Genomic DNA, 13,927 nt, shown 5'->3' with positions numbered 1-13,927 from the left:
GAAAGATGCCATACCATTGTTTCAGAAGAACTTTTTCACCGGATACAAAAAAGGCCACTCTTTCGAGTAGCCTTTCTTGATGTTTGGTTGCGGGAGCCGGATTTGAACCGACGACCTTCGGGTTATGAGCCCGACGAGCTACCAGACTGCTCCATCCCGCGTCTGTGGGCGGCATTCTACAGTCCAGCGCCGAGGTGTCAACTGTTAATGGATGTATCGGTCAAATAAGTGTGAATTAACCGTTTAATGACCGCTATGCGCGGTAAGTGCGCGGCAGGCAAAGATTTTTGTTCGACAATAGCCATGCATACAAAAAACAGGCAGGCACAAAAAAGGCCACTCTTTCGAGTAGCCTTTTTTGATGTTTGGTTGCGGGAGCCGGATTTGAACCGACGACCTTCGGGTTATGAGCCCGACGAGCTACCAGACTGCTCCATCCCGCGTCTGTGTGTCGGCATTCTACAGAGGAACGCGAGTGTGTCAACCCGCGAATTAAAGAAAAGCGCTTGCGCTTCAATCGGTTAGCTCTCCATAAAGGCTGCTTGATGCCCGCCGGCCCAGTATGGCCGAGGGTTTCAGCTCTATCGGAACGCCAAATTCGATTGAGAAAATAAATTCATCAGGGACTTTTCCTACCGCTCAAGCGGAAGATTCAAACTACTGGTGCTATATACAGGTGCGGATGCGATACTGGCCACCCGTAGGTTCACACCCCGTTTATATGACGCAGCGCAAAATCATCCACGTAGATTGTGATTGCTTCTACGCCGCCATCGAGATGCGCGATGACCCGAGCCTGGCGCAAAAACCGTTGGCGGTCGGCGGCTCGGCGGACCGACGCGGGGTGATCGCCACCTGCAACTACGAGGCGCGTGCCTACGGCGTGCGCTCGGCCATGTCATCCCGTCACGCCTTGAAGCTGTGCCCGGACCTGACCATCGTCAAGCCGCGCATGGAGGCTTATAAAGAAGCGTCGAAGGAAATCCAGACGATCTTTCGTGATTACACCGACCTGATCGAGCCTTTATCGCTGGATGAAGCCTACCTGGACGTATCCGACAGCCCGCACTTTGGCGGCAGTGCCACGCGGATCGCCCAGGACATCCGCCGCCGCGTCTCCAACCAACTGCACATCACGGTGTCCGCGGGTGTGGCGCCGAACAAGTTCCTGGCCAAGATCGCCAGCGACTGGAAAAAGCCCAACGGGTTGTTCGTGATTACCCCCGACCAAATCGAAGATTTCGTCTCGCAGTTGCGGGTCAGCAAGTTGCACGGTGTCGGCAAGGTGACCGCTGACAAACTGGCGCGCTTGGGCATCGAAGACTGCCTGCAGCTGCGCGAGTGGAACAAGCTGGCGCTGGTGCGCGAATTCGGCAGTTTTGGCGAGCGACTCTGGAGCCTGGCCCGTGGCATAGATGATCGTGTGGTGCAGAACGACAGTCGCCGGCAATCGATCAGCGTGGAAAACACCTACGATGTGGACTTGCCAGATCTCTCAAGCTGCCTGGCCAAGCTCCCTGAGCTGATGGACACCCTGGCCGGGCGCATGTCGCGTATCGACAGCAGTTATCGGGCAGGAAAACCGTTCGTCAAAGTGAAGTTTCACGACTTTACCCAGACGACCCTGGAACAAGCCGGAGCGGGGCGGGATCTGGAGAGTTATCAACAGTTGATGACCCAGGCATTTAACCGAGGCGGCAAGCCGGTGCGGTTGCTGGGGATCGGGGTGCGGTTGCTGGACCTGAGTGGCGGCAACGAACAACTCGAATTTTCCTGGTAGAAACCGGACCCAGAAAATGTGGGAGCTGGCTTGCCTGCGATAGCGGAGTGTCAGTCACTGCTGCTTTAACTGATGCATCGCTATCGCAGGCAAGCCAGCTCCCACATTTGAATGTGCAGCAGTTTCAAAATATCAGCGCGCGCCTGGATCCGCGACGAGCCGTCCCGCATCCTTGGTCAGTGCCTGCAGAAATTCCTGCTGCAACTCCGGATCATTGCGCGTCAGTTCGATCAGGCTTTGTTCCAGTTCGCTGGCTTCCTCTTCCAGGCCCAGCTCCGACAGGCGCTTGACCCGGTGCACCCACTGGCTGACTTCGTCGTCTTCCAGGTCGTCGTAGATCAAACCATGGGCTTCGAGCAACTTGCCACGCAAGGTGTTGCTCACCGCCAGGGTCGAGTCCGAATGCACGTCGTCCTGGCCATCTTGCACACTGATCTTCAAGGTGGTGACGCGGTTCAGGTCCTGCTCGGCAAAGGGGCTGTCCAACAGGTTCAGGCGCAGCACGCCGTTGCGGTCGGTGGTCAGCTCATGCACCTGCTTGCCAGCGGTGACCTGTACCGGCCGTTCGCTCCACGGCAGGCTCGAATACTCCACACGCTTGTCGCGCTGGACTTCATCGATACCCGCCAGGTTCTGCTGCGCACGGCCGTGTGACTGCACGTTCATGAACGGATTGAGGCCGTCCACGCCGTAAATCAGCCAATCGTGGGTCATGCTGGTGGGCAGGTTGCCGAGGGCGAAGATATTCGCCACGTTGGCACCGGCGCCCGCCACCAACGCCACGGCCCCCAGCGGCATCTCGTAGAGCTTGCGCCAGGGTTGGTAGGGCGTGTAGCGGTCGTAGCGACGGGTGACTTCGAATTCGGTGACTTCGAAGGTCTTCTGCTCATGAATGCGAACCCGGCGTTGCGGCAGCTCCAGCACTTTGGGTTCGCCTACATCGATCTGCAGGCTGTGGTCGAGCAACTTACGCTCGACCCGCTCCTCGTGCTCACTGCGTTGCGACATCTGGTTGGCGCAGCCGCTGACCAGCAGGGCGCCGCACAAGGCGGCGCCCCCCAGGGCTCTGGTGTTTCGCTTGAACATGACTTCTCTTGATCTGGTTTTCAGCGACGAATACGCGCCTGAAGGAAAGACAGCACGTCAGCCACCGGCAACGGTTGAGCTTCGGCTTCGGTCCGGCTCTTGTATTCCAGATTGCCATCGGCCAGGCCGCGGTCACTGACCACGATCCGGTGCGGGATGCCAATCAGTTCCATGTCGGCGAACTTGATGCCCGGGCTGGTTTTCTTGTCCCGGTCATCGAGCAACACGTCAAAACCCGCCGCCGTCAGTTGGGCATAAAGTGTGTCGGTGGCTTCGCGCACTTGCTCGGTTTCATAGCGCAGCGGTACCAGCGCGACCTGGAACGGCGCCAGCGCGTCACTCCAGATGATGCCTTTTTCGTCGTTGTTCTGCTCGATCGCAGCGGCCACCACGCGGGACACGCCGATGCCATAGCAGCCCATTTCCAGGGTGATAGGCTTGCCGTTCTCGCCCAGCACTTCGCACTTCATCGCCTTGCTGTACTTGTTGCCCAGCTGGAAGATGTGCCCGACTTCGATGCCGCGCTTGATTTCCAGCGTGCCCTTGCCGTCCGGGCTTGGGTCGCCGGCGACCACGTTACGCAGGTCGGCCACGGTCGGCACCGGCAGGTCGCGCTCCCAGTTCACGCCGAAGTAGTGCTTGTCGTCGATGTTCGCGCCGATAGCGAAGTCGCTCATCAGCTCGACCGAACGGTCGATGATGATCGGCAGCGGCAGGTTCAGCGGGCCGAGCGAGCCGGCGCCGGCGCCAATGGCGTCGCGCAGTTCGGCATCGGTGGCCATCACCAGCGGGTTGGCCACGCCAGGCTGCTGGGCGGCTTTGATTTCGTTGAGTTCGTGGTCGCCACGGATCACCAGTGCAATCAGCTTGCCTTCTTCTTCGGCGCGCACGATCAGGGTCTTGATGGTCTTTTCAATCGGCAGATTGAATTTCTCCACCAGGGCCGCGATGGTCTTGGTGTCCGGTGTATCCACCAGGCGCAGTTCTTCAGCCGGGGCCGGGCGCGAAGTTTCCCGTGGCACGGCTTCGGCTTTTTCGATGTTCGCCGCGTAGTCGGAACCGTTGCTGAACACGATGTCGTCTTCGCCGGACTCGGCCAATACGTGGAATTCGTGGGAGCCGGCACCGCCGATGGAACCGTTGTCCGCTTCAACCGGGCGGAATTTCAGGCCCAGGCGCGTGAACACATTACAGTAGGCCTGGTGCATGCGGTCATAGGTGACCTGCAGCGATGCCTGGTCAGGGTGGAACGAATAGGCATCCTTCATGATGAATTCGCGGCCACGCATCAAACCGAAGCGTGGGCGGATCTCATCACGGAATTTGGTCTGGATCTGATACAGGTTCAGCGGCAGCTGCTTGTAGCTGCTCAGCTCGTTGCGCATCAGGTCGGTGATCACTTCTTCGTGGGTCGGGCCGGCGCAGAAATCGCGGCCGTGACGGTCCTTGAAGCGCAGCAACTCGGGGCCGTACTCTTCCCAGCGCCCGGATTCCTGCCACAGCTCAGCCGGTTGAGTGCTCGGCATCAACACTTCCAGAGAGCCGGCGGCGTTCATTTCTTCACGAACGATGGCCTCGACCTTGCGCATCACCTTCAAGCCCATGGGCAGCCAGGTGTACAGGCCGGAAGCGAGCTTGCGGATCATGCCGGCGCGCAGCATCAGCTGATGGCTGATCACGACCGCGTCGGAAGGCGTTTCTTTCTGTGTGGCGAGCAAATATTGACTGGTACGCATGGTAGGCCGTTGTCGGTTGCTTGGACTTGAAATGACTTGGGATTGTACGGGCGGTTGCTGTCGGAGTACAGGCGTCAGAAGTGCAGGGCTTTCTGTGGGAGCTGGCTTGCCTGCGATGCGGACGGCGCGGTGCATCTGTCGCACCGAGTCGATTTCATCGCAGGCAAGCCAGCTCCCACAGAACCGAGTCGGGTCAGTCTTCCTCGGGTGGATTCAACCGAATCCGCCGGTTCTCCTGATACCAGTGCAACGCAATCAGCAGCAGCGTCGGCACGCCCAGCATGCAGGTGATCAGGAAGAAATTGTGATACCCGAATTTCTCCACCATCACCCCCGAATACCCGCCGATCAGGCGCGGCAGCAACAGCATGATCGAGCTGAGCAGGGCGTATTGGGTGGCGGAGAACTTGAGGTTGGTCAGGCTCGACAAGTAGGCAACGAAGGCAGAGGTCGCCATGCCGGAGCTGAAGTTATCCAGGGAAATCGTGAAAATCAGCATCTGCAAGTCGGGGCCCATGTCGGCCAGCGCCACGAACAGCAGGTTGGTACCGGCGGAAAACACCCCGCCAATGAACAGGATCGGCAGGATGCCGAACCGCACAATCAACAGGCCGCCCATGCCGGCGCCGAGCAGGGTCATGATCAGGCCGAAGATCTTGCTGACCCCCGCGATCTGGTCCTTGGTAAAGCCCTGGTCGATGTAGAACACGTTGGCCATTACGCCCATCACCGTGTCGGACATGCGATAGGTGGCGATCAGCCCCAGCAGCAGCAACGCCTGCCAGCGGTAGCGCAGGATAAAGTCGTTGACCGGTGTGAGCACCGGCGCCAGGCCTCGGCGGCCCATGGCCGAGAGGCACAGCGCGGTGAGGGTTATATAAAGGATGGCACGCAGGAACGCCCGGTCATCCATCAGCAAGTCCCACAGGCTGACGCCCTGAAACACCACGCTGGCGAAATCGGTGTTGTACAACTGGGTAAACATCGCCGGTACCGACACCAGCAGCACGATCAGCACAAACACCGAGACGAGCTGGTGCACGAAGCTGTAGCGTCCGGCCTGCAGTTGGGTGCGCAGCGGCACATTGGGTTCGCGCATGAACAGGGTCGTCAGCAGCGCCGGGATCATCAGCACGCCAAACAGCACGTAGGTGCCGGCCCAGGCCGAGTGCTTATAATTGAAGCCCGTGGAACCGAAACCTTCGGCAAAAAACAGTGCGCCCGCGGTGGCCAGCAGGGCGGCGATCCGGTAACCGGACATATAGCTGGCGGCGAGGGCAGCCTGGCGGCTGTCGTCAGCGATTTCCAGGCGGTAGGCGTCGACCGCGATGTCCTGGGTGGCGGACGCGAAGGCGACGACCACCGCGATAGCGATCAACCAGGACAAGTGTTTCTGTGGGTCGCAAAAGCCCATGCCGATCAATCCGAGGATCACCAGCGACTGGGCCAGCACCAGCCAGGAGCGGCGGCGTCCGAGTTTGCCGAGCAGCGGCAGGCGCCATTGGTCGAGCAGCGGCGACCAGACCCATTTAAAGGCATAGGCCAGACCGATCAGGCTCGCATAGCCGATGGTCTCGCGGGCCACACCGGCTTCACGCAACCACACTGAGAGCGTCGAGAACACCAACATGTAAGGCAAGCCGGCGGCAAAGCCGAGCAACAACAGCACTAACGTCGAGGGGCTGGCATAGGCGGCGAGCGCGGCGCGCCAGGTTTTACGGGGCATGGGCTGGAGTCTGCCTCAGATTCACGGAAACAAAGCGCGCACTCTAACCGCTGTGCTCTACCGGGCGCCAGCCATGGCGCTGAATATCCACGCGATTGTTGCGGACTGTGACGCCTTCATCGCGCAAACGCGCGCGTTGCTCGTCACCCGAGACACTGCCCACCGGCAGACTTATCCGACCACCGGCACCCAGCACGCGGTGCCAGGGTAATTTGGTGTCGTCGGGCAGTTGGCTCAAGGTACGGCCCACCCAGCGTGCCGCACGACCGAGGCCGGCCAGTTGAGCCAGCTCGCCGTAGCTCACCACGCAGCCTTCGGGCACTTGCGCCAAGGTCAGGTAAAGCGCGGTGCGGCGCATTTCGGCGGGGCTTTGCGGGGGCTCGGCGGGTTGATTCACTGTGGGTATCCGTTGAGATCGTCTGTCTTATTGTAAGAAACGTCTGTAAACATGGGGGCGGCGATTGAACTGAATATAAATCCTTGAGTCAGTCGTAGCTAACGCGATAATGCCCTCTTTTTCGCCAACTTCGAGCCTCGAATCCGCTTATGTTGTCCAGAACCCTGCTATGCCTCGCTGTTTTCAGCGCCTCCACGCCCTTGCTGGCCGATACCGTCTGGTTGAAGAACGGTGACCGCCTGACCGGTAAGATCAAAGTCTTCGACGGCGGCAAGCTGCTGATCCAGACCGATTATGCGGGCGCCATTCCCGTGGACTGGAAGCAGGTGAAAACCCTGGAAAGCGACCAGGAGCTGCTGGTCAAACAGGACGCTTATACAGGCGAGAAGGCTAAATCGCTGAAAGCGGCGGACGACGGCAAAGTGGTGCTGGCCAATGGCGAAGCACCCAAGACCGTCGAGCTGGCCAGCATCCAGCAGATCATCAAGCCCAAGCCTGTGATCGAAGACCTGGTGTGGAAGGGTAATGTGGACATGGCGCTGGACTACAAGCGTGCCGACAAAGACACCAATGATTACGATGTTGATTTCAAGACCACTGCGCGTCATGGCCAATGGCGCCATACCGGGCAGGGCGAATACAACCGTGAATTCCAGGACGATGTCACCACTACCGATAACTGGGCCCTGGAGTACGACCTGGACCGCTTCCTGACCGAGCATTGGTTCTGGCAGGGACGTTTGGCCTACAAGCGTGACAAGGTTGAAGACCTGGCCCGTCAACGCACGGTCGGTACGGGTCCTGGCTATCAGTTCTGGGACGATGAGCTGGGCGCGTTCTCCCTCGGCTCGTTGCTCAACCGCACCGATTACGAATACGCCGATGGCGGCAAGGACAATTTCTATTCCCTGGCCATGAAGTGGAGCTACAACCGCTACCTGATCGGCAAGACCGTCGAATTCTTCACCGACGGCGAAGTCGGCAAGCCCATCGGCGGGCCGTCGTCGTATTCGCTGGATGCGGAAATGGGCCTGCGCTACAAAGTCACCGAGTGGGCCTCCCTCAACCTCAAGGCCGAGCGCGACGTTATCAGCGGCGACTCCGACAGCAGCCTGAGCAAGACGCGCTACACCGCAGGATTTGGCGTGGCCTGGTAATACCGACGAACAAAACCTGCTTGGCAACCTTTGCGGTTATTGATTACCTTGCGTTGAGATCCATTCCCATAGGCCATGGGCGGCTGCATACCCGAGGAGTCAAACGTTGAGCGCACAGGTTGCCAAGAACGCCCGAGAGCTGTTGCTCAAGGAATACCGTGGGGCTCTTTCCACACAGTCCAAAGCCATGCCTGGCTTCCCGTTCGGGTCGGTCGTGCCGTACTGCCTCGACGCGCAGGGCCATCCGTTGATCCTGATCAGCCGTATCGCCCAGCACACCCATAATCTGCAAAAAGACCCGAAGTGCTCGTTGCTGGTGGGCGAGCGGGGGGCGGATGACGTACAGGCAGTCGGGCGCCTGACCTACCTGGCGCAAGCTGAAAAACTCGAGGAGGGCGTTGCCATCGAGGCGGCGGCCGAGCGTTATTACCGCTACTTCCCTGATTCGGCCAACTACCATAAGGCCCACGACTTCGATTTCTGGGTGCTCAAGCCGGTGCGCCACCGTTATATCGGCGGCTTTGGCGCGATCCACTGGGTCGACCAGTTGACCCTGGCCAACCCGTTCGCGGGCAAGGCCGAGCGCAGCATGGTCGAGCACATGAACAGCGATCACGCCAAGGCCCTGGCCCATTACGTCGAGTTGGCCGGCCTGCCTGCTTCGCAGCCTGCGCAATTGGCCGGTATCGACAGCGAAGGCATGCACCTGCGCATTGGTCAGTCCTTGCATTGGCTGCCGTTTGCAGAATCTTGCAACACCCCGACACAGGTACGCGAAGCCTTGGTTTCATTGGCTCAAGCCGAGGTTTGGCCGAAAAAAGAAGCCGTTGACGCTTGAATTCACGAAATGGCGACGTCATCTAAGGTGGACTGGCAAGGCATTCTTGCGTTGAGGAACCATTTGATGCGCCCTTTTTTATTGCTCTTTCTGCTGTTCCCGGTGTTGGAGCTGTTCGTATTCGTTCAAGTCAGCAGCGCGATCGGGTTTTTCCCCGCCCTGCTGTTGATCATCCTCGGCTCGATGCTGGGCGTCCTGGTGCTGCGCGTCGCCGGCCTGGCCACGGCACTGCGTGCCCGCGAAAGCCTGAACCGTGGCGAGCTGCCCGCGCAGACCATGCTTGAAGGCCTGATGATGGCCCTGGCCGGCGGCCTGTTGATCCTGCCGGGCTTTATCAGTGATGTGCTCGGCCTTGTGATGTTGCTGCCGGTCACCCGCAAGCTGCTGGCCGGCAAGATGCGCAAGCGTGCTGAAGAGGCCGCGATCCGCCAGCGTGCCTTCGCCGATGACCTGCAACCCCGTGGCGGTCCGGCCCCGCGCCAGCCGTTGGGACGAGAAGGGGATGTGATCGAAGGCGAATTCGAACATCGCGACAACAAATAATCGCTTCACCTGCACGGCACCTTCGGGTGCCGTGCTGCATTTAGCCAGCGGCAGACACAAAAATTTTCATCCGCAGCCCCTTGTAATAAGCGCGGGCGCCCTTATGTAAGGGTCACCGCAAGGTTTCTGGTGGTGACACTAGACAGACTTCCGCGTCTCGCCCTGCGAGCCGCGACCGGCACCGCCGGAATTTAACCCGCCGGAATTGATACCGGCCGATGAAAAACACAATTAGGAGAGATCGACAATGAAGCTTCGTCCTCTGCATGACCGCGTCGTTATCCGTCGCAGTGAAGAAGAAAAGAAAACCGCTGGCGGCATCGTCCTGCCAGGTTCGGCTGCTGAAAAAGCCAACCACGGTGTGATTCTGGCTGCGGGTCCGGGCAAGGCCCTGGAAAACGGTGAAGTACGTGCGCTGGCCGTGAAAGTGGGTGACAAGGTTGTTTTCGGCCCTTACTCCGGCAGCAACACTGTGAAAGTCGACGGCGAAGACCTGCTGGTAATGAGCGAGAACGAAATTCTCGCCGTTCTGGAAGACTGATTTCCCCGCTCATTTTCCCGTTACTACAAAGTATTTAAGGAATATCGATCATGGCTGCTAAAGAAGTTAAATTCGGCGATTCCGCCCGCAAGAAAATGCTCACCGGTGTCAACATCCTGGCTGACGCAGTAAAAGCGACCTTGGGCCCTAAAGGCCGTAACGTGATCATCGAGAAAAGCTTCGGCGCTCCGACCATCACCAAGGACGGCGTTTCGGTAGCAAAAGAAATCGAACTGGAAGACCGTTTCGAGAACATGGGCGCGCAGCTGGTCAAAGACGTTGCCTCCCGTGCCAACGATGACGCAGGCGACGGCACCACCACCGCCACCGTTCTGGCCCAGGCCATCGTCAACGAAGGCTACAAAGCCGTCGCTGCCGGCATGAACCCGATGGACCTCAAGCGCGGTATCGACAAGGCGACCATCGCCATCGTGGCCGAGCTGAAAAACCTGTCCAAGCCTTGCGCTGACACTAAGGCGATCGCTCAGGTAGGCACCATCTCCGCCAACTCCGACAGCTCCATCGGCGACATCATTGCCGAAGCCATGGAAAAAGTCGGCAAGGAAGGCGTGATCACCGTTGAAGAAGGCTCGGGCCTGGAAAACGAACTGTCGGTTGTAGAAGGCATGCAGTTCGACCGTGGCTACCTGTCCCCGTACTTCGTCAACAAGCCGGACACCATGGTTGCCGAGCTGGACAGCCCGCTGATCCTGCTGGTCGACAAAAAGATCTCCAACATCCGCGAAATGCTGCCAGTACTGGAAGCCGTTGCCAAAGCCGGCCGCCCACTGCTGATCGTTTCCGAAGACGTTGAAGGCGAAGCCCTGGCGACCCTGGTTGTGAACAACATGCGTGGCATCGTTAAAGTCGCAGCCGTCAAGGCGCCAGGCTTCGGCGATCGTCGCAAGGCCATGCTGCAGGACATCGCCGTATTGACCGGCGGTACCGTTATCTCCGAAGAGATCGGCCTGAGCCTGGAAAGCGCCACCCTGGAAAACCTGGGTAGCGCCAAGCGCGTGACCATCTCCAAGGAAAACACCATCATCGTTGACGGTGCTGGCGTTGAAGGCGACATCGAATCGCGTATCGCCCAGATCCGTGCCCAGGTTGCTGAAACTTCCTCGGACTACGACCGTGAAAAACTGCAAGAGCGTCTGGCCAAGCTGTCCGGCGGCGTTGCAGTGATCAAGGTGGGTGCTGGTTCCGAAGTTGAAATGAAAGAGAAGAAGGCCCGCGTTGAAGACGCCCTGCACGCAACCCGTGCAGCCGTCGAAGAAGGCGTGGTACCTGGCGGTGGCGTTGCGCTGATCCGTGCTCTGGAAGCCTTGACCAACCTGACCGGCGACAACGCTGACCAGAACGTCGGTATCGCTGTACTGCGTCGTGCTGTTGAAGCACCGCTGCGTCAGATCGCTGCCAACTCCGGTGACGAGCCAAGCGTTGTGGTTAATCAGGTCAAGAGCGGCCAGGGCAACTACGGTTACAACGCTGCGACTGGCGAATACGGCGACATGATCGAAATGGGCATCCTGGACCCTACCAAGGTGACTCGTTCGGCGCTGCAAGCGGCATCCTCCATCGGTGGTCTGATCCTGACCACGGAAGCGGCGATCGCTGAAGCACCGAAGAAAGACGGTGGTTCTGGCGGCGGTATGCCAGACATGGGCGGCATGGGTGGCATGGGCGGCATGATGTAAGCCAGCTTTACCCCCGTACCGAAAAGCCCCGCCTGCAGTGATGCAGGCGGGGCTTTTTAATGGAACGAATAAGACTGGTGTAGTGAGCGGGCTTGCCCCGCGCTGGGTGGCGAAGCCGCCCCAAACCAGGCGGCTCGGTTCTACCTGAAGGTCGAAGGTGTCTCTATTGGGGCCGCTTCACGCCCAGCGCGGGGCAAGCCCGCTCACTACATGGATTCGTGAGTGGCGTATCAATGGGCAATAAGCGACGATTTTCTATGCCTCACCGTGGTCAGTCTGTGAAGGTATAGTGAAAATCTCGTTCAATTGAAATATCGGTTGAAAACCTATATCGATAGCCTTCCCGGGTCTATCCCTTAACCCCGCTTGGCCTTAAGCTGCGCGAGCCATCACGGCCGTTACCGCGTACGGAGACACTGCCCATGCGAATTTTATTGGTTGAAGACAACCGCGATATTCTGGCCAACCTGGCCGATTACCTGGGGTTGAAGGGTTATACCGTGGACTGTGCGCAGGACGGTTTGTCGGGCTTGCACCTGGCTGCCACCGAGCATTACGACTTGATCGTGCTCGACATCATGCTCCCCGGCATTGATGGCTACACCCTGTGCAAACGGCTGCGCGAAGATGCGCGGCGCGACACGCCAGTGATCATGCTGACTGCCCGTGACCAACTGGATGACCGGCTGCAGGGCTTCAAGTCCGGCGCCGATGATTACCTGCTCAAGCCGTTTGCCCTGTCGGAGCTGGCCGCGCGCATCGAAGCCGTGCTGCGCCGTGCCCAGGGTGGCGGACGTCGCGCCCTGCAAGTCGCCGACCTGAGCTACGACCTCGATACCCTGGAAGTGACCCGCGAAGGCCGCCTGCTCAAGCTCAACCCGGTCGGCCTGAAGCTGTTGGCGGTGCTGATGCAGAAGAGCCCGCATGTACTGCGCCGCGAGATTCTTGAAGAAGCGTTGTGGGGCGACGACTGCCCGGACAGCGACAGTCTCCGCAGCCATGTTCACCAACTGCGCCAAGTGATCGATAAACCGTTCGCCAAGCCGTTGCTGCAAACGGTGCACGGCGTCGGTTATCGCCTGGCCGAGGGTCGAGATGGAGTTTAAGCAAAGCCTTGCCCAGCGGATCATCATTGCCTTTGCGTTGATGAGCGCATTGGTGGCGGGGGCCTTCGCCATGGGCATCGTCGCGACCGTGCACCTGGTCGAAGAGAAGCTGATTTCGGCAGGGTTGGGCGGAGACCTGCAACGCCTGCTGCTGATGGACACGGTCGAGGACTGGCGGCACCGGCCCGAGCCGGACCAGCTGTTCTATTTCAGCGGTGGGCCTGGCGACTTTGAGCTGCCCAAGGACCTGCGCCACCTGGAGCCTGGCTTCCATGAAGTGTTCCGCGAATCGCTGTCGTACCATGCCATGGTCGAAGTGGTCGACGGCCGACGCTACGTGCTGTTGCAGGACCAGAGTGATTTCGAAGAGCGTGAGCGTGTACTGTTTGCGGTGGTCATGGTGGGCTTCGTGCTCAGCCTGGCGCTGGCAGTGTTCCTCGGCTGGGTGCTGGCGCGCAAAGTGATGGCGCCGGTCGTGCGCCTGGCCCGCCAGGTACGTCACCGTGACCAATTGCTGGGCCTGGCACCGCCGTTGGCGCCGGACTACGCAGCAGATGAAGTGGGAGAGCTGGCCGTGGCGTTCGACGCCACATTGGGGCGCCTGCGCCAGGCACTGTCCCGTGAGCAGTTGTTTACCAGCGACGTCAGCCACGAGTTGCGTACGCCCTTGATGGTGCTGGCCAGCTCCTGCGAGCTGTTGCTGGAAAACCCGGCGATCGATCAGCGTGGGCGTAACCAGGTCGAGCGTATCGCCCGTGCCTGTGAAGAAATGCGCGAACTGGTGCAGACCTTCCTGATGCTGGCTCGCGCCGAGCATGACGACGGCACCATGTCGCCCCAAGTTACCCTGGAGCAGGTGGCCGATGACCTGCTCGGTATCTGGCGTGAACCCATCGAGCGCAAGGGCCTGGAGTTGATCTACCAGCCGGGCGACCCATTGGATACCCGTTATAACGCCACCTTCCTGCACGCCGTCATGGGCAACCTGCTGCGCAATGCCCTGCATTACACCGAGCACGGCTTCATTCGGCTCACCCTGGAGCCGAGTGGATTTGTGGTGGAAGACTCCGGTGTGGGCATTCCCGAGGACAAACGCGAAGCGATGTTCGAGCCATTCGTGCGCGGCAACGAGAAACGCGGTGACGGCCTGGGCCTGGGTCTGTCGCTGGTCCAGCGTATCTGCGAAAACCAGGCTTGGAGCGTGAGCCTCAGCACCATGGAACCCAATGGTTGTCGCTTCCATGTGCAATTGAGCCAGGCCAACGCCTGACGCGGCCCTCTGCCGCTATCCTGCCAGAGGTCCCCGCAATTCGGCGAATA

At 59.7% G+C, this 13,927-nt stretch carries 12 protein-coding genes and 2 tRNA genes; 8 read left to right on the top strand and 6 right to left on the bottom strand.

From position 1 onward, the window contains the following. Positions 1-84 precede the first annotated feature (84 nt). Together KVG91_RS07450 and KVG91_RS07445 are read right to left on the bottom strand one after the other, a co-directional pair. Positions 85-161, bottom strand: a tRNA-Met gene (locus KVG91_RS07450). Between the two features lie 205 nt (positions 162-366). Next, positions 367-443 (bottom strand) — tRNA-Met (locus KVG91_RS07445). A gap of 278 nt (positions 444-721) precedes the next feature. Between KVG91_RS07445 and dinB the strand changes: the two genes are divergently transcribed. After that, complete coding sequence (dinB, locus tag KVG91_RS07440; protein WP_169376886.1) at positions 722-1,780, top strand: DNA polymerase IV; 1,059 nt, start codon at positions 722-724, stop codon at positions 1,778-1,780. A gap of 132 nt (positions 1,781-1,912) precedes the next feature. Here dinB and KVG91_RS07435 read toward each other — a convergent pair whose 3' ends face one another. The 4 genes from KVG91_RS07435 to KVG91_RS07420 all read right to left on the bottom strand — a co-directional run bounded on the left by KVG91_RS07435 (position 1,913) and on the right by KVG91_RS07420 (position 6,686). Further along, positions 1,913-2,866: a hypothetical protein gene (locus tag KVG91_RS07435; protein ID WP_169376885.1), complete on the bottom strand. Its 954-nt coding sequence runs from the start codon at positions 2,864-2,866 to the stop codon at positions 1,913-1,915. 20 nt (positions 2,867-2,886) lie between these two features. Further along, complete coding sequence (locus KVG91_RS07430) at positions 2,887-4,602, bottom strand: proline--tRNA ligase (protein ID WP_169376884.1); 1,716 nt, start codon at positions 4,600-4,602, stop codon at positions 2,887-2,889. Positions 4,603-4,795: 193 nt separating this feature from the next. Then, positions 4,796-6,328, bottom strand: coding sequence for an AmpG family muropeptide MFS transporter (locus KVG91_RS07425; protein WP_169376883.1), 1,533 nt, complete (start codon positions 6,326-6,328; stop codon positions 4,796-4,798). A 43-nt stretch (positions 6,329-6,371) separates the two neighbouring features. After that, the gene (locus KVG91_RS07420) at positions 6,372-6,686 is read right to left on the bottom strand and encodes an MGMT family protein (RefSeq protein WP_178115159.1); all 315 of its coding nucleotides are present in this window, start codon (positions 6,684-6,686) and stop codon (positions 6,372-6,374) included. Positions 6,687-6,874: 188 nt separating this feature from the next. On the opposite strand from KVG91_RS07420, the gene KVG91_RS07415 reads away from it, so the two are divergent. The 7 genes from KVG91_RS07415 (at position 6,875) to KVG91_RS07385 (ending at position 13,877) form a co-directional block, all read left to right on the top strand. After that, positions 6,875-7,882, top strand: coding sequence for a DUF481 domain-containing protein (locus tag KVG91_RS07415; RefSeq protein WP_169376881.1), 1,008 nt, complete (start codon positions 6,875-6,877; stop codon positions 7,880-7,882). Between the two features lie 106 nt (positions 7,883-7,988). After that, positions 7,989-8,720: a HugZ family pyridoxamine 5'-phosphate oxidase gene (locus KVG91_RS07410; RefSeq protein WP_169376880.1), complete on the top strand. Its 732-nt coding sequence runs from the start codon at positions 7,989-7,991 to the stop codon at positions 8,718-8,720. Between the two features lie 66 nt (positions 8,721-8,786). Next, entirely contained in the window at positions 8,787-9,263 is a 477-nt protein-coding gene (locus tag KVG91_RS07405; protein WP_169376879.1) for an FxsA family protein, read from the top strand. A 247-nt stretch (positions 9,264-9,510) separates the two neighbouring features. Further along, positions 9,511-9,804, top strand: a complete 294-nt coding sequence (locus KVG91_RS07400) for a co-chaperone GroES (protein ID WP_057723898.1) — start codon at positions 9,511-9,513, stop codon at positions 9,802-9,804. Positions 9,805-9,854: 50 nt separating this feature from the next. After that, entirely contained in the window at positions 9,855-11,501 is a 1,647-nt protein-coding gene (gene groL / locus KVG91_RS07395; RefSeq protein WP_169376878.1) for a chaperonin GroEL, read from the top strand. Between the two features lie 422 nt (positions 11,502-11,923). Then, positions 11,924-12,607, top strand: a complete 684-nt coding sequence (gene colR / locus KVG91_RS07390; RefSeq protein WP_026136965.1) for a two-component system response regulator ColR — start codon at positions 11,924-11,926, stop codon at positions 12,605-12,607. After that, the gene (locus KVG91_RS07385; protein WP_169378086.1) at positions 12,597-13,877 is read left to right on the top strand and encodes a sensor histidine kinase; all 1,281 of its coding nucleotides are present in this window, start codon (positions 12,597-12,599) and stop codon (positions 13,875-13,877) included. The genes colR and KVG91_RS07385 overlap by 11 nt, the downstream gene beginning before the upstream one ends. Positions 13,878-13,927 lie beyond the last annotated feature (50 nt).

This window comes from Pseudomonas azadiae, assembly GCF_019145355.1.
GTDB lineage: Bacteria > Pseudomonadota > Gammaproteobacteria > Pseudomonadales > Pseudomonadaceae > Aquipseudomonas > Aquipseudomonas azadiae.
The sequence above is the reverse complement of the archived record's forward strand: the minus strand, read 5'-3'. Positions and strand labels throughout refer to the sequence as shown.